14 protein-coding genes are annotated in these 16294 nt (G+C 33.4%); 3 read left to right on the plus strand and 11 right to left on the minus strand.

Going from position 1 to position 16294, the window contains the following annotated elements:
* The first annotated feature begins 1 nt into the window (after position 1).
* From ABIN61_03250 to ABIN61_03260, 3 genes are read left to right on the plus strand one after another with little or no spacing between them, the layout of a single operon-like run.
* On the plus strand, positions 2 to 934 hold the full coding sequence (locus tag ABIN61_03250) for a GNAT family N-acetyltransferase (protein ID MEO0293224.1): 933 nt from the start codon (positions 2 to 4) through the stop codon (positions 932 to 934).
* Complete coding sequence (locus ABIN61_03255) at positions 916 to 2019, plus strand: glycosyltransferase (protein MEO0293225.1); 1104 nt, start codon at positions 916 to 918, stop codon at positions 2017 to 2019. The genes ABIN61_03250 and ABIN61_03255 overlap by 19 nt, the downstream gene beginning before the upstream one ends.
* Complete coding sequence (locus ABIN61_03260; protein ID MEO0293226.1) at positions 1973 to 2650, plus strand: PIG-L deacetylase family protein; 678 nt, start codon at positions 1973 to 1975, stop codon at positions 2648 to 2650. The genes ABIN61_03255 and ABIN61_03260 overlap by 47 nt, the downstream gene beginning before the upstream one ends.
* 2 nt (positions 2651 to 2652) lie before the next feature.
* On the opposite strand, the gene ABIN61_03265 is transcribed toward ABIN61_03260, so the two are convergent.
* The 11 genes from ABIN61_03265 to ABIN61_03315 form a co-directional block, all read right to left on the minus strand.
* Positions 2653 to 3636, minus strand: a complete 984-nt coding sequence (locus tag ABIN61_03265; protein ID MEO0293227.1) for a hypothetical protein — start codon at positions 3634 to 3636, stop codon at positions 2653 to 2655.
* Entirely contained in the window at positions 3633 to 4445 is an 813-nt protein-coding gene (gene nadC, locus ABIN61_03270) for a carboxylating nicotinate-nucleotide diphosphorylase (GenBank protein MEO0293228.1), read from the minus strand. Before nadC ends, ABIN61_03265 begins: the two co-directional genes overlap by 4 nt.
* On the minus strand, positions 4378 to 6429 hold the full coding sequence (gene uvrB / locus ABIN61_03275) for an excinuclease ABC subunit UvrB (protein ID MEO0293229.1): 2052 nt from the start codon (positions 6427 to 6429) through the stop codon (positions 4378 to 4380). Before uvrB ends, nadC begins: the two co-directional genes overlap by 68 nt.
* 62 nt (positions 6430 to 6491) lie before the next feature.
* Complete coding sequence (locus tag ABIN61_03280) at positions 6492 to 7127, minus strand: hypothetical protein (protein MEO0293230.1); 636 nt, start codon at positions 7125 to 7127, stop codon at positions 6492 to 6494.
* 10 nt (positions 7128 to 7137) lie between these two features.
* A complete protein-coding gene (locus tag ABIN61_03285; GenBank protein ID MEO0293231.1) occupies positions 7138 to 7725 on the minus strand; it encodes a hypothetical protein in 588 nt (195 codons plus the stop codon).
* Positions 7725 to 8024 (minus strand): PG0541 family transporter-associated protein, encoded by a 300-nt coding sequence (locus ABIN61_03290; protein ID MEO0293232.1) that lies wholly within the window; start codon positions 8022 to 8024, stop codon positions 7725 to 7727. The genes ABIN61_03285 and ABIN61_03290 overlap by 1 nt, the downstream gene beginning before the upstream one ends.
* Positions 8021 to 11062: an efflux RND transporter permease subunit gene (locus ABIN61_03295; GenBank protein MEO0293233.1), complete on the minus strand. Its 3042-nt coding sequence runs from the start codon at positions 11060 to 11062 to the stop codon at positions 8021 to 8023. Before ABIN61_03295 ends, ABIN61_03290 begins: the two co-directional genes overlap by 4 nt.
* A complete protein-coding gene (locus ABIN61_03300) occupies positions 11059 to 11952 on the minus strand; it encodes an efflux RND transporter periplasmic adaptor subunit (protein MEO0293234.1) in 894 nt (297 codons plus the stop codon). The genes ABIN61_03295 and ABIN61_03300 overlap by 4 nt, the downstream gene beginning before the upstream one ends.
* Positions 11953 to 11960: 8 nt before the next feature.
* Positions 11961 to 13238 carry a TolC family protein gene (locus ABIN61_03305; protein MEO0293235.1) on the minus strand — a complete coding sequence of 426 codons (1278 nt, stop codon included), beginning with the start codon at positions 13236 to 13238 and terminating at the stop codon, positions 11961 to 11963.
* Positions 13232 to 13813 (minus strand): TetR/AcrR family transcriptional regulator, encoded by a 582-nt coding sequence (locus ABIN61_03310; protein ID MEO0293236.1) that lies wholly within the window; start codon positions 13811 to 13813, stop codon positions 13232 to 13234. Before ABIN61_03310 ends, ABIN61_03305 begins: the two co-directional genes overlap by 7 nt.
* Positions 13814 to 13996: 183 nt before the next feature.
* Positions 13997 to 16240, minus strand: a complete 2244-nt coding sequence (locus ABIN61_03315) for a hypothetical protein (GenBank protein MEO0293237.1) — start codon at positions 16238 to 16240, stop codon at positions 13997 to 13999.
* Between the last annotated feature and the right edge of the window lie 54 nt (positions 16241 to 16294).

Consider the following 16294-nt stretch of genomic DNA (forward strand, 5'->3'; position numbering starts at 1 on the left):
GATGTTAAGAAGGAATAAGAATCTAAGGATAGAGTGGAAGCCTATCCCAGAGATTGAGGAAGAATGGAATGGAATTTTTAAACTCACAGAAGAAAAAGCTCCTTTTCTTTCTTTTGGATGGTTTTATTCTTTAAGTAAATATTTATTGAAGAAAGATTTTAATGTTATGGTTTTATATGATGAATCTGAAATCGTTGGAATTATTCCAGGAGAAATAAAAAATAGAAAACTTTCATTAATTGGAGACGAGAGAGTGACGGATTTAAATGGAATCTTATTTAATCCTAAATATTCAGAAGATGTAATTAATACTTTGTCTTCCTTTATAAAAGAGAAAGAATTAAGATTTGAACTATATCCAATTCTTCCTGAATCTCCTCTTATGAAGATTTTTCCAAATGAGTCTAAAAAAGAATTAGTTAATATAATTCCAATTTTGAAGCTTCCAAGAAGTTGGGAAGAGTATTTAGAGAATTTACCTTCAAAAGAGAGACATGAGGTAAGAAGAAAATTAAGGAAAGTAGAAGGGTTAAAGATAAGGAGCCTTAAGGGAGAGGAAATAAAAGAGTTATTTATAATGATGGAGTCTTTCCCTCAAAAAAGAGAGTTTCTAACTAAAAATATGAAAAAATTTTTTTTAAATCTTGCTTTATACTTGGAAGGGGAAAAACTCTTAAGATTAAAGGCTTCTTTTTATAAAAGAGAGATTTTAGCGATCTTATTTTGTTTCCAGAGTGAAAATACAATTTATGCTTTTAATTCTGCATATAACACTAAATTTTATAAACTTTCTCCAGGTTTTGTTTCTTTTGCAATGGATATAAAAGAAGCTATTGAAGAAGGATTTACTTATTATAATTTTCTTAGAGGAGAGGAGAGATTTAAATTTGACCTTGGTGCAAGGAAAACATACACATGGAAAATAAAAAGATGAGAATCTGCGTTATTTCATATCACTCGTCACTTCTTCATCCTGTGGGAGAGGGATTCACTGGGGGAATGGATATTTATCTTTCCAATTTATATAGAAGGTTAAGTAAGGATTTAGAGGTGGATATTATGTGTAGGGGAGAGGGAAATAGAAGGAAAATTGAAAATTGTAATTTAATATATATTAACTCTATAAAACCAGAGGATTTTTCAGAAAAAATCATTCATTTTTTGAGTAAGAAAAGATACCACCTCATTCACTCCCATTACTGGCTTTCTGGAATTGTTGCCATGAAAATAAAAGAGCTATTCCCTTTTATTCCCTGGGTTCATACTTTTCATACAATTGAAGCTTTAAAGGGAATTTCAAAGGATTCTTTAAGGATGGATATAGAAGAAGAAATAATTAGAAAATGTGATTTGATAATCTCCTCTACTTTAAAAGAAAAAAATTGGATAAAAAAGATTTCTCCAAAAGCCTTTGTGGAGGTAATTCTTCCCGGTGTATCTTTTAATGATTTTCCTTTTAAGAAAGACGGAAGTAAAAATATCCTCTTTGTGGGAAGATTAGATCCTATAAAAGGAGTTGACATTCTCATTGAATCCCTAAGGTTTTTAAAAGGGGATTTTTCCTTGACCATAGTTGGTGGCCCTTCGAAAGATGAATCTTATTTTGAATACTTAAAATCTATAGCGCAAAATTATCCCGTGAGATTTTTAGGAAGAATTCCTCACGAAAAGCTATATAAGATTTATTGGGAGTCTTGTATGTTGGTTCTCCCTTCTTATTATGAGTCTTTTGGTCTTGTAGTTTTAGAGGCAATGAGCTCTGGAAGACCTGTTGTTGGTTTCTCTGATACATCTATTTCTGAAATTTTAGGAAAAAGAGGAGTTCTTACAGAAAGGAAACCCAAAAGCTTAGGAGAGGCTATTAATTTTCTTCTTTCTAATCCCTCTAAGAGAAGTGAACTTGGTGTAGAGTTAAAAAATAGGGTTTTGAAATTTAGTTGGGAGGAAACTGGAAGGAGGTATATTGAAGCCTATGAGAAAATTATCAAGAATCACTCTATTGGTAATGGCGCATCCTGATGATCCTGAGATGAGTTGTGGAGGGAGTGTTGCGAAATGGGTAAAAGAGGGGGAGGTTTATTATGTTATTGTTTCTGATGGAGGAAAAGGGAGTTGGAATAAAGATGAGAAACCTTATTCTGTATCAAATAAAAGAGAGGAAGAACAAGAAAGATCAGCTAAATATCTTGGAGTTAAAAGAGTGATATTCTTACAACATCCAGATGGAGAATTGGAAAATATTCCTACCCTAAAAATTGAAATTGCTGCTCTTATAAGGAAAATAAAACCATATAGAATAGTGACAAACGATCCTTGGGCAAGATTTTTTCATCCTGATCATAGAATTGTAGGACTTGCAGTAATTAGTGGAATTATGATTGCAAGAGACTGGCATTTTTATCCTTTTTTAAGAGAAATAGGTTTAAATCCCTTTAGACCAGAAAAATTATTACTTACTCCAACAGATACACCTAATCTTATAATGGATATAACAGAAACGATAGAAAAGAAAATAAAAGCTCTTAGATTTCATAAAAGTCAGATAGAAAATCATCCTAAGTGGGAAAACAATATTAGAAAATGGGCAAGAGAGATTGCGAAGAATTCTGATTTTGAATATGGAGAGGCTTTTTATGAAATGGATCTTTAAGATTAAAAACAATGATTTAGAATTAGATAGGTATGATTATTATATTCTCTTATTTTTCTTGGTAGGGGAAAATCAAGTTCTATACCTTGACGGATAATTAAAACAGTATTTTTGGAAAAATCTATTTCTACTCCAAAGATAGCTCTTTGCTCAGTTTCTTTTTTTTCGTTTAATTCTCTTCGCGTTTTTTGGAATCCTGTTTCAAAAGAAATCAACTCTGATTTAGAAAAATTCCAAATTAAACTCATTCCCAACCACCTTCTTTTATAAAAAAGAGAGTCCTTCTCAATTGCTTTCCAATTCATTGGTAGTCCTAAATAAAATAAATTTTTTTGTGAGAGTTTTATATTTACAAAAGGTTCTGTAAAAAGGTTTATTTTCTTTTCTTTCAATGTATCCATTTTTGAAAATTCTAAGAGGATTCCCGGGTGAAACTTTTCAATCAACCTGTAATAAAGAATGTTTGTTATTTCCATATTTCCTTTATCAAGACTTTTATAATAATTGTAAAACAAATCGGCTTCTCCATTGCTTATAATACCTTCCAAATTAATTTTAATAGGGGTTTCTTCTAAGTAATTATTATTTTGAGAAAGTATATTTAAAGAGTGATTGTTTTTTATTTCTTTCCAGAATCCAATTCCAATCCCTATGTATTTTTCTTTTGAAATAAGGAGAGAAAGGGAAAGAGGATTTTTGCTATTTACCCATCTTAATCTGAATAAATGCTCTTCTTCAAATTCATCTTCTTCCTTTTTGCTGAAATTATATTGAAGAAAAAAAACTTGAGAAAGAGGGATCCAGAATTTTGCTTTATATGTCCAAGACCATATATCTTTTCCAAGCCGGTTTTCTATTACTTTAAGTCCATTCTTAGAGGAGAGAAATTGTATCTCTTTTTCTATGGGTAGAAAAGAGGAGCTTTTATCCATCAAATAAAGAGTGTTATCATCTCCAAATAAAGAAATTATGAGTATTATTATCATTTTATTAAAAGAGATAGATCTATAGATTTATAAGAATGAGTCAAAGCCCCAATAGAGATATAATTTACTCCGGTTTCTGCTATTTTCCTTACGTTGCGTAGAGTTACGTTTCCAGAATATTCAAGAGTAATATCCTTCTTTTTTGCGATTTGGACAACTTTTTTTACTTCTTCTAAAGACATATTATCTAAAAGCAAATGAGTTGCTCCACATTCGATAGCCTTTTTGGCTTCTTCTATAGTTCTAACTTCAATTTCCCCTTTTACAAAAGAAAGAGCATTTTCTATTCCTCCAGCAATTTTTATGTGGTTGTCTTTTATTAAGACTTTATCGTAAAGTCCCATTCGGTGATTATTTCCTCCTCCAACACAAACCGCATATTTCTCTAAATATCTAAGATTAGGGGTTGTTTTTCTGGTGTCAAGAATTAAAGCATTTGTCCCTTTTATTTTTTCTACAAATTTTCTTGTTAAAGTGGAAATTCCACTTAGTCTTTGAATGAAATTTAAAACAACTCTTTCTCCTTTAAGAATTGCTCTAGTATTTCCTTTAAGACGAATAATTTCTCTTGGAGGAATCCATACTCCTTCTTCTACAAGAATTTCTGTTTCTACTTTTCCTAACTCATTAAAAACCCAATTTGCAATTTCAAGACCAGAAAGAACAGCTCTTTCTTTGGTTTTAATTATTCCAAAAGATATGTGATTCTTAGGAACTATTTTTTCGGTTGTTATGTCTTTTTCACCTATGTCTTCCTTTAATGCTTGTCTTATTAAGGGGAGAACCTTTTCTTTCTCTAATCTGTTCACGCATTATCCTCCTTATTTCATCTCTTATTTTTGCTGCTTTTTCAAATTCAAGGACTTCTGCAGCTTTTTTCATTTCCTCTATAAGAGACTCAAGAACTTCTATCTTTTCTATTTCTGATGAAAATTCTTTTGGTATTTTGAGTTCTATTTTTATCTCCTCTTTCTTTTTCTTTTCTCCTGCGACCATAGTTGTCATCATTATTTGTTCCTGAGTTTTTTTTATGCTTGTTGGAGTAATGTTGTGTTTTTTGTTATATTCTAACTGGATTTTTCTCCTTCTTTCAATCTCTTGAATTGCTCTTTTTATAGCAGAAGTTTCTTCGTCAGCATAAAGGATTACACGACTTTCGATATTCCGAGCGGCTCTTCCGGCTAATTGTATTAAAGAGATCTCTGAACGAAGAAAGCCTGTTTTATCTGCATCAAGAATTGCAACAAGAGTTACTTCTGGTAAATCTAACCCTTCTCTTAAAAGATTTATACCAACAAGGACGTCAAAATCTCCTAATCTAAGTCCTCTTATTAGATCCATTCTTTCTGGGGCATCTATTTCAGAATGTATATATCTAACCTTTAAGCCAACTTCTATTAGATATTCTGTAAGTTCTTCTGAAGACTTCTTTGTTAAGGTGTTTACAATAACCCTATTTCCTTTCTCAACTTCTTTTCTTATTTCTTCTATGAGATCATCAACCTGATTTTCCGTTTTTCTTATTTCTATTGGTGGATCTACAATTCCAGTAGGGCGAATTAATTGTTCTACAACTACTCCACCAGATTTCTTGATTTCCCATTCTTGAGGGGTTGCAGAAACGTAAATTACCTTATCAAGTTTTGATAGAAATTCTTCAAAATTTAACGGTCTATTGTCCAAAGCGGAAGGAAGACGAAATCCATACTCAACCAAGGTTTCTTTTCGCGATCTATCTCCTTCATACATTCCTCTTATTTGGGGGATGGTTCTATGAGACTCATCAATGATAACTAAAAATTCAGATGGGAAATAATCTATTAGTGTGTAAGGAGGTTCTCCTTCTTTTCTTCCTGATAGGTATCTTGAGTAATTTTCGATTCCGGGACAATACCCAACTTCTCTTAAAAATTCAATGTCATAGCGTGTCCTACTTTCTATTCTTTGCGCTTCTACATATTTTCCTCTTTCAAGAAAATATTTTATTCTTTCTTCAAGTTCTTTCTCTATTTCTTCTATAACAATTAAAGTCCTATCTCTTGGAACAACAAAATGATTTGCTGGATAAATATAAAGTTCTTCTACATCCTCTAACTTTTTTGCGCTTATCGGGTCTATAGAGTATATTTGCTCAATTTCATCTCCAAAGAACTCAATGCGATAACCCTTAAATTCGTAAGAAGGAAATAAATCAATTATATCTCCTTTAACCCGAAAATTACCCTGTTCAAATTCAATGTCATTCCGCTTGTATTGATTTGCAATTAATTTTTTTATTAGTTCGTCTCTCTCTATCTCCATATCCCTAAAAATCTTTATTGTTTGACTTGAAAAGTCTTCTGGGGAGCCAATTCCATAGATGCAGGAAACAGAAGCAATGATAATTACATCTTTTCTTTGCAAAAGAGAGGTTGTTGCTCTTAATCTTAAGCGTTCTATTTCTTCGTTAATGGATGCATCTTTTTCTATATAAGTATCACTTTCTGGAATATAAGCTTCTGGTTGATAATAATCGTAATAAGAAATAAAATATTCAACAGCACTTTCTGGAAAGAATTGCTTAAATTCTCCATATAATTGAGCCGCTAATGTTTTATTATGAGAAATCACAAGGGTTGGAAGTTCTAACCTTTCAATTACATTTGCCATAGTAAATGTTTTTCCTGAACCTGTTACTCCTAAAAGAACCTGATGCTTCCTTCCTTTTTTTATGCCTTCTACGAGTTTTTCTATGGCTTCTGGTTGATCCCCTGTTGGTTTATAATCGGAAAAAAGTTTGAATTTACCTGTCATATAAAAAAAATAAGATAACTTAATTTTTTCGCAAGGAGTTTAAAAAAGTTTGAATGGAAAATTTATTTTTCTAATAAACTTGTGAAATCTCCTGTTGTAATACTAAGCTTTATATACCATTTATGAAGTGGAAATTTTGGAGCTTCTTGGACCTCCAATTCTTTTTCTCCTTCTAAAGTTAATTCTGGACTTCTTAAACTATGAATATAACCAAGAGAAACACCTAATCCTAAGTAATCTGAGATTGCAAGCATCCCCATCCCACTTATAGATAAAACAAAAGAAGAACTTTTATATGATATTCCTCCCATAGGATTCATTAAAGATTCGGAAAAATTAATGTTTAAGTTTTCTTTATTAGAGTTAAGATTTAGTGTGGAATATCCACCTCCGCCATTAATGGAAATAATAAATGGAGAAAAAACTCCCCCATAGCCAATTTCAACTAATTTCGTATTAAAGGAGAGATTTAAAAAGATAGAGTCAAGATCCATTGTTTCATTCCCTCTTAGTAATTTTCCAGACATTGCGAGATGATTATCAAGAACAAATACAGAGCCTCCAAAGCCCCATTTTTCTTCCTTAAATGGAATTGGAAGACCTGTTTTATCATTAAGTTCATTTATTCTAAGGAAAACGGTATAGTCTCTATCAAAAGAGAGATATCCTGTGGATAAACCTAATAGCAAAAGTATCATTATCACCTCCTTAAAATTGCTTACCTACTCTAAAGGTTAACTCGGTGGACCACTCATTATCATCATAATTCCCAAAACCGGTTTCCCAATCTTTATCTTCAGAAAATATGAAATCGGCAAAAGCTTCTATTGATAAGAGGAATCCAAAAAGATTACTTCTTACCCCCCCTCCTCCTCCAATAAAAAGACTTATCTTCTTAAACTCGTTTCCGTTAAGACTTTTAGCTATTTCCTTTTCACTTACAAAACTCCATGAGATAAGACCCAATCTTAAAGAGAGAGAAGGAGAAATTATTTTACTAAAAGGAAGCCAGTTTGTAGAGAGAATCCCCTTATTGTATTTAAACTCTTCTCCAACCACTCCTGAAAGAACAGTTCCAACTCCTAATGAATCATAAAAAATAGCAGCAGTTCTGGTAGAGGCACCTCCACTTCCTTTTTGAAGAGAAAGAGTATAGCTTAGATTAGGAATAAGAGGAAAATCACAAAAAATTCCAAAAGAAGGTCCAAAGGAAGGGGAGACAACATCTTTCCCTTTTAATTCGAAAAAGCCACCTTCAATCCCAAGCGTAATTGAAAATAAAATGTAAATTATCATTATGAACCTCCACATCTTTCTTCGATTTTTCTAACTGTAAATAAGAATCCTTCTTTAATCCAATCTTTTTTTTTCTTTTCAATCTTTTTTCGAAAACTTTCATATTTTTTGTCTTCCAAACAGAACTTATACTGAACGAAAAATCCTGGCCATATATGAGTATCAAGTTTCGGCTCACTTCCTTTAAGTTTTCCTATAACTTTTGGTATGATGAAATATTCATCAATTTTTTCTTCTTCTAAGATACTTTGGAGTTGGTCTTCTAAACCCATAAATATTATAATTTCTATCTGTTTCATTCTAAGCTCCTTTTTATCTTTGTTTCAAAAATCGTGTATAAAGTCGGAATTAAGAACAAGGTTATTAAAGTGGATACTATCATGCCACTACTAACAGAAATTCCAAGGGATCTCCATAAACCGGAACCAGTTCCTCTTGAAACTGCAAGAGGTAAAAGACCAAAAATCGTGGTTCCTGAAGTTATAAGAATGGGACGCAGCCTTCTTTTTGCTCCCTCTTTAACCGCTTCAACAAGTTCCATACCTCTTTTCCTTAAAATATTAAAGAAATCAATCATAACAATTGCGTTATTAACAACAATTCCAACAAGCATTGCAATTCCTACCATCCCCATAAGACTCATTGATTGGAGAGTTATCCAATAACCAAGAGCAACTCCCACAAATCCAAAGGGAAGGGAAAACATTATGATAAATGGGTCTAATAGAGATTCAAATTGGGCTGCCATCACAAGATAAACAAGGATAATTCCAAGGATTATTGCGAATACCAAACTCTTAAAAGTTTCCATTTGTTGTTTTGCCTGTCCTCCATAGCTAATAGTAAGACCTTTTGGGATAGAAGAAGAATCAACGACTTTTTTTACTTCTTGCATTATAACACTAAGAGGCCCAGATACACTTATTTTTAGTCTTACGGTTCGTGCTTTGTTGTTTCTTTCAATAGAAATTGGAGCTCTTTTTTCCATAGGTTTAAGAAAGTTTGAAATATGGATTGGTGTTCCAAGTTGGCTTCTAAGTTGAAAATTGTCTATTGTTTCAAAAGAGTTTCTGCTTTCGTTGTCTAGTCTTACAATAATTGGGTATTCTTTTCCTTCTTCACTAAATTTTCCAGCTTCAGTTCCATAGAACGCCGTTCTTAACTCATATCCTACAGAATAAGCTGAGAATCCATAAGAATACATTTCAGAACTTTGTGGAATGAGCCAGAGTTCTTTTCCTCCTTTTTTCCTTGAGATTTCAATAGAAGAGATCCCTTCAACATTTAAAAGCCTTTCTTTTAGGACCTCTGCAAGAGAATCAGCTTTTTCAAGGTTATCTCCAATAATTTCAACTTCAATAGGGGCTCCTCCAAATGCGATTTCTTCTTCTCCTCCAAAGATACCACCTATAACAGTGAATTTGGATTCCTTTATTCCAGGGATTCCTTTGGTTTTCTTATTAAGTTCATCTGCAATCTGAAATTTAGTTTTTTTTGTTTTCCCAATTGTAATGTATAAGGTAATTGTATGAGAACCTTCTGTCATACCAAAAATTCCTCCACTTCCTCCTACTGCAGTCGTAATACTTTTTGTTTCAGGGACTTCTTTCCAGATAAGTTCTTCCACTTTTTTTGCAATTTCGTTTGTTTTCTCTAATCTTGTTCCTTCAGGTAGTTCAATTTTTCCATGAAGTTGATCACTTCCTGTGTTTGGGAAGAAATCAAGGGGAACGAATCTAAATAAGAAAATGCCCAGCAAGAAAACAATTATGAACCCTCCTATTACTTTTCCTTTATTTGATAGAACCCAATCTAACATATTAGAATATCCAGATTCTAAGATACTGAAAAATCTATCTGCAAGACTTTCTTTGTTTTCCATTTTTAGAAATCTGGCAGAGATCATAGGAATAAAGGTAATTGCGGTTACTAAAGAGACTGAAAGCATTAATGGCATTGTAATGGAGAGTTCTTTAAAAAGAACTGAAACAAATCCTCTTGTAAGCATCAGAGGCAAAAATATTACAATTGTTGTTAGAGTGGAAGCAAGTATTGCTTGAGTCACTTCTTGGGCTCCAAATATAGAAGCTTCTTTTGGAGTTTCTCCTAATTCTCTATGTTTATAGATATTTTCAAGAACGACAACTGCATTGTCAACAACCATTCCAACTGCAATTGCAATTGCAGAAAGAGAAACAATATTTAGGCTGCTATCTGATAAGTATAAATAGATAAAAGATATAATTAAGGAAATTGGGATTGTAATCGCAATTATTAAACTTGCTCTAAGATTTCCTAGAAGTAAAAAAGAAACAATAATAACAAGAAGAACCGCTATAGAGATTGTATTCTTAAGATTATTTACCGAATCTTCTGCAATTTTTGAAAGATCAAAGATAACTTCAAAATTTAAACCAGGATATCTTTTGGTAAGTTCTTCTACTCTCTTTTTTACCAATTTTGCAACTATGACAGTATTTGCTCCTGGCTTTTTGAAAATTCCGAACATTCCTGCATCTTCTCCATTTCTTCTAAAATATCCCCTTTTTTCTTCTACGCCCCAACTCACAGTTGCAATGTCTTGTAATTCTACCAATTTTTCATTACTAACTCCCACAACAATTTTTTCGATTTCTTCAAGACTTTTAAATTTTCCAGGAAGACGGAGATTGTATTCAACACCTCCTTGTTCCAATTTTCCTAAAGGAAAATTCAAATTGTTTGCCTTAAGAACCTGAACTATTTGAAGAAGTGAAATTCCAAATTCTTCAAGTTTGACCTGAGAGACATCGATATTTATTTGTTTTGATGCTCCACCTCCCCAATATTCTGCAGAACCAACCCCGGGAACCCTTTCGAGTTCGTCTAAGATTTCTTCTTCTAAGACTTTTTTGAGATCAATCCCAGGATTTTGAGAGGAAACTGTAAATGCTATAACCGGAGCCATTGAACCTGATATTTTTAGTAATTTTGGTTCTCCTGCATCTTCTGGAAGGAAAGCAAATCCAAGAGCGTCTCTAACGTCATTTGCTGCCTCATCAAGATTTGTTCCATATTCAAATTCAAGGGTGATAAGTGAAATATTCTCTCTGGACTCTGATTTTATAGTTTTTAAATTTGATAGGCTGCTGAGAGCGTCTTCTAAGACTTTGGAAATCTGTTCCTCTACGTCGAAAGCAGAAGCGCCTCTATATTCTGTTAAGACTATTAAGCTTGGAAGAGTGATATCAGGGAATAAAGAAACGGGCAACTTTGTCCATCCAAAAATTCCTAAAAGGATTAAAATGGCAAAACATACAGCGGTTAAAACTGGACGATTTACAGCTCCTCTAATCATCTTATCTCCTTTATATCAATAATTACACTATCTTTAACAATATCTTGTCCTACAATAATAATTGTATCTCCAGGAGATATCCCTTTCTTTATTACAATTTCGCTATCGGTTGTAAATCCTGTCTCAACAGGGGTAAGAATAGCTTTTCCTTTTTCTGCTTTGAATACAAATTTTTCTTCAAGCCCCAAAACAGCATCAATCGGCAAGGAAATTGCATTATTTTCTCGTGCTACCTCAACCCATACTTTTGCAAACATCCCTGGTAGGATTTCTTTTTTTGGATTGTGAATTATTCCTACGACTTTTTGAGTTCTTGTTTTTAAGTTGTAAAAAACAGAAGCCTTTACAATTTTTCCCTCAAAAATTTTAGATAGAGAAGGTATTTCAACTTTTATCGGTAAATCGTTTTTAATATAAAACTTCTCGGGAACGTTGAATTCTACTTTTATTTTGTCTATTCTGGCGACTTCTGCAAGAGGAGGTTCTGGAAACATAGGGTCTTCTTGACGAATAAGCTCCCCTTTATTTACTACTCTTAAGGAGATTATTCCAGAGATTGTGCTCCTTACTGCAATTGGCTTCCTTTCTACTCCTGGAATATCTTGCTCAACAAATCCTATGATTTGGTCTTTGTTTACCCAATCTCCATCTTTTACCGTAAATCTTAGGAACTTCCCTGGAATGTCAGGATAAATTCTAGCTTGTTCAATTCCTTCTGCTTGCGAAGAGAAACTCATAATTTTCACGACCTCTTTAGGTTTAACAACGGTAACAACAACAGGGACACCTTTAGTAATTTCTTCAGTTTTATGAATTCTCCTTCTTAATCTAATTAATCCAGGAACAATTAAAAGCAAAGAGAAGAGAATAATAAAAATCCATTTTTTCATACTACCTCCTAATTCATCATTGTGGCTATTTTAACCTGTTCTTTTGAAACAATAAGATTATAAAGAGCGTTTAGCCGTGCAAATTCTGCACTTCTATATCCTAATTCTATGTCTTTATACTCAAGAGTTGATATATAACCTATTTTGTATTGCGTCTCTGCCATTTGGTAAGCTTCTTTGGCCCTTTTCAATTGCTCTTCCGCAAGTTTTAAATTCTCTTTATGTAAACGATAAGTAAGAAATAAATTTTTTATTTCCATTTTTATTCCTTCTTCAACAAGTTCCTTTTTTATTTTTGCTTGTTCCACAGAAAGCCTATATTTCTTAATGTTATTTGTTCTTGAAAATCCTTCAAAGATTGGTAAAGTAATTGCTATTGTGGCTGTGATATCATTGTCCCATTCATTTATAAATCCGTGTGGTTTGTCATAAGAAAAATTTCCACTGAAAATTACATTTGGGAGGAAAGAAAGATATTGTAATGATTGACTTAAGTTTGATAGCTCGGTTAACTTTTTAATGCTTTGGATTTCCGGTCTTTTGTTTAGAGCTAAAATTGTAAGAGAATCCAAATTAAAACTGTCAATTTCAACTTCCATTTTGTCTTCTATCTCTACAACGGAATCAAGAGGAAACCCCAACATTATATTTAAAGCAGAATGGGCCTGAGTAAGACCATTTTTTGCATTTAACAATTCAGTTTTTTGTTTGTTGTATTCTGTTTCTGCTGAAAGTAAGTCAAGTTTTGTAATTCTCCCAACACTATACTGAATCCGAGCAGTATTTAAGTGTGCTTTTGCTCTTTCTAAGGCTTCTTCTGCAATCTTTACTCCTTCTTTTGCAACCACTACTCCATAATAAACTGTAACAAGATCTTTTAATAAGCTAATCTTATCAGCTTGATATTGGAAATCTTGAATTTCTTTGCTTCTTTCCCCAATTTCTTTCGCAATAAGCCTCTTCCCAAATGTAAAAACGGGAAAAGTAATTTGAAGGGAATTTTTGAAATTGTCAGGATACCCAAGAGATATGTACTGCTTGCCAAAGGGTGTTTCCATCTCAAATTGTGGAACACTTAAGAGTCTTGTATAACTGGATTGAAAATTGACTGTAGGATAGAAAGAAGCCCAAGATTCTCTCATTACAAGCTCTGCTTTTTTAACTTCAAGTTCTGAGATTGTGAGCTCTCTATTTTTGGAAAGAGCAATTTCTTTTGCTTCCTTAAAAGTTAAAGAGAATAAGCCAAAATTTAGTAATAGAAGAAAGGGAATTTTAATTCTTAGCATTTGACCTCCTCTTTCACTCCATTTAAGAGAACAGAAATAGCAGTATTTTTCAATGTTTTTGAGTCAGAGTGTTCAATAGCTAAAATCATTGCAACAATTATTTCATAAAGGTCGTTAAGATTTAATTTACTATTAGGCATATACTTCTGGATAGCTTTTACAGCTTCTTTTTCGAAAGACTTAATCAATTTAATCACAGATTCATTTATTTTTTGAAAACACTCAGTAGGGATATGACTTCCTTTGAAGCCTTTTTGGACCTTACCAAATCTAATAAAAAATTCGTCCCTTCTTATAAATTTCTCAAAATAATCAAAAACTTCAAAAATCATGTCGAAAAAAGCTTTGCCAGATTTAATAATGCTTTGCACTGTTTCTATAATTTTCCTATGAGCTTCTTCAAAAATTTCTATAAAGAGAGTAGCCTTAGAATCAAAATAAAGATAAATCGTTCCTTTCGCAACATTGCAAGCTTTAGCTACTTCTTCCATTGTGACAGCATAATACCCTTTTTTTGCGAAAAGTTCTTTCGCAACCTCCATTATTTGTTTCTTTCTAACTGACTGGTCAGTCATAGCAAATGATAATATATGGGTATCTTTTCAGTTGTCAAGGGGTATTTTTATAGAAAATTCTTATTATAGGGAAATTCTATTGAATGGGGAGTGGTTTATACTTTTATTGAAGCATTATGGTTTTCTGAAATAAACAAAAAGAAGCGGGACCGCTTCTTTTTGTTTTGTTAAAAAATTCTTGTTTTACCTAATTAACACCGTTTTTACTTCTTTTCTAATATCAGGGCCTTTCATTAAAACAAAGTATATATCAGTTGGGATGTTTAATACTTTTAGAGATGTCTGGTAATATCCGGGTTTCATTATTCTGTGGATGAGCGTTCCGACTTCTATTCCTGCTTTGTTGTATACTTTTATCTCAACCAGCCCTTCTTTTGCTAAAGAGAATAAGATTTCTCCACTTCCAAATTTCGCATTTATATTTGAGACAAGAGGAAGTTCTCCTATACCGGAACCTTCATCTATAACCACGATCGGGTTTGAGCTTCCAGAAATATTTGAATTTGAAGTGTCCGTAACCGTTATTATTAACTCAGAACAAGCTATCTGAGCAATAAATGAGAACGAATCGACCGGGTTGAGAAGAGTTTGTATCTCTCCGCCTGGGAATACAACCCCAGGTTTACTTGCACTTAACCTTACGTCAATCGGCAACCCAAAATTGGTGATATTACCAAAGGTATCAAGAGCTATTACCCGAATATTCGTTGTGTCATTTAAACTTATCGTATCCACTTTGGCAGAAAGAAGTTCCACGAGGAATCTATCCAAACCACTGGAAAGCCAAGTTATTTCGGAAGATGTTCCTGTATGGCTTTCTTTATCTAAGGCTTTTACACCGTTTATCTTTTCTGCTTTCTTGTTTGTAACATAAACTGTGCAGATCCCTGCAACAAAAGAGCTTTCTGGAATGTTTGCAGAAAGTTCATTTAAAGTGTCTCCTAAGATAATCCATGAAACTTGGGAGGGTTCTGCTGTAGTTCCAATAAGGGAAAGTGTAACTGGATCAGGGTTTGTGTAAAAGGTAATTGTATTATCATACCTATCTTTAGCGGTTATTTCAACCATAGCATATTCGGAGACATAAAGAGTATCAGGTTTAACTGAAAGAGAGAAATGGTGAAGGGTAAAAGGTCCTTCATTGAAGACAACCACTATATCTGCATGGCCTCCAGTGTAAGCCATTATATGAGCGGTATCAGCTTCTGTGGCACAGGAAGTATAATCTATCTTTACATTATTGCTATCTGATAAGGTTCTCGCTCCTAAGGTTCCCTTTCCATCTATTTTAATAAATAAAACATCTGTTGTATCAGCTGCATCAATATGATTCCCATACTGGTCAAGCTTTTCTGCTGTAAGTGTAATAGAACTCCCTGCAGGGATAAAAGCTGAGTCAGGTGAAAGAACTACACTAGCAAGAGGAGCAGGGATTTGAGTTATATGAATAGTATCGGAGGCTACTCCACTTGTTCCTGTAACTGTATAAACACCAGCCACCGTTGAGGAAAGGTAATTCACTTCTGCTATTCCATTAGGATCAACATTTACGGTATCCGGGGCAACAATACCCGCTCCTTCGGAGCAGGTAAAAATCACCTCATACATTAAATTTTCATAGTAATTAGCATAAGCACTCGGATTGCCATACTGGTCAAAAAGCTGAATCCTTAACGGTTCTATTTCAGTTTTATTAGAAACGACAACAGTTGAATCTTCAGCACTCAGAACTGCACTCGTTGGACTTCCACCAATTGTAGTAATATAAGTCTCATCCGTAAAGCCACCTTCTTTTGTTGTGGCTGTTATTGTATCTACCGCAATTAAATCATCCGTGGTATAGACCATCTGAATCTTATTCTCAGGAGTCAATGACCTTGGGCCAATAGTTCCTAAACCAGAAGTAGTAAAACTAATATCCGTTGTGTCCGTTGCATCTATGTGATTTCCATAAGCATCTACTAACTCAGCAACTACTATTACTTGATTTGTAACAGGAACCACAGTATCCACGGGTGTAATCCTCACTCCATTTAAATCACCAGCTACTACCTCGATATCAAGAGTATCCCGGACATATTGCCATCCTCCTCCCCACGTCCGATATCTATACCATCCATAAACTTTATTGATTCCAGCAGTGTGTCCTGCAGTAAATACTGTGTATGCGTGACCAGCTCCATCTGTTGTATCTACTAAAGGAGATACAGAACCATCGCCCTGGATTACCGAAAAAGTAACAATTCTATTAGCATAAGGATTTCCATTCCATAAAGCAGTCGCAGTTAAATTTAAAGAGCTATCAACCTTAATTGATTGTCCTTCCGGTGTTATATTGAGAGTTCTTTGAGCACTTGCTTTACCAATGAAACCAAACATAAGAATTAATGAGAAGATAAGCAATCCCTTTCTTATATTAAACTTCATAAACCTCCTCCTTAAATTTTATTTTTATATAGTGGATTATTATAATTAATAATA

It is taken from the genome of candidate division WOR-3 bacterium, from assembly GCA_039804165.1.
Lineage (GTDB): Bacteria > Hydrothermota > UBA3072 > UBA3072 > UBA3072 > JAFGHJ01.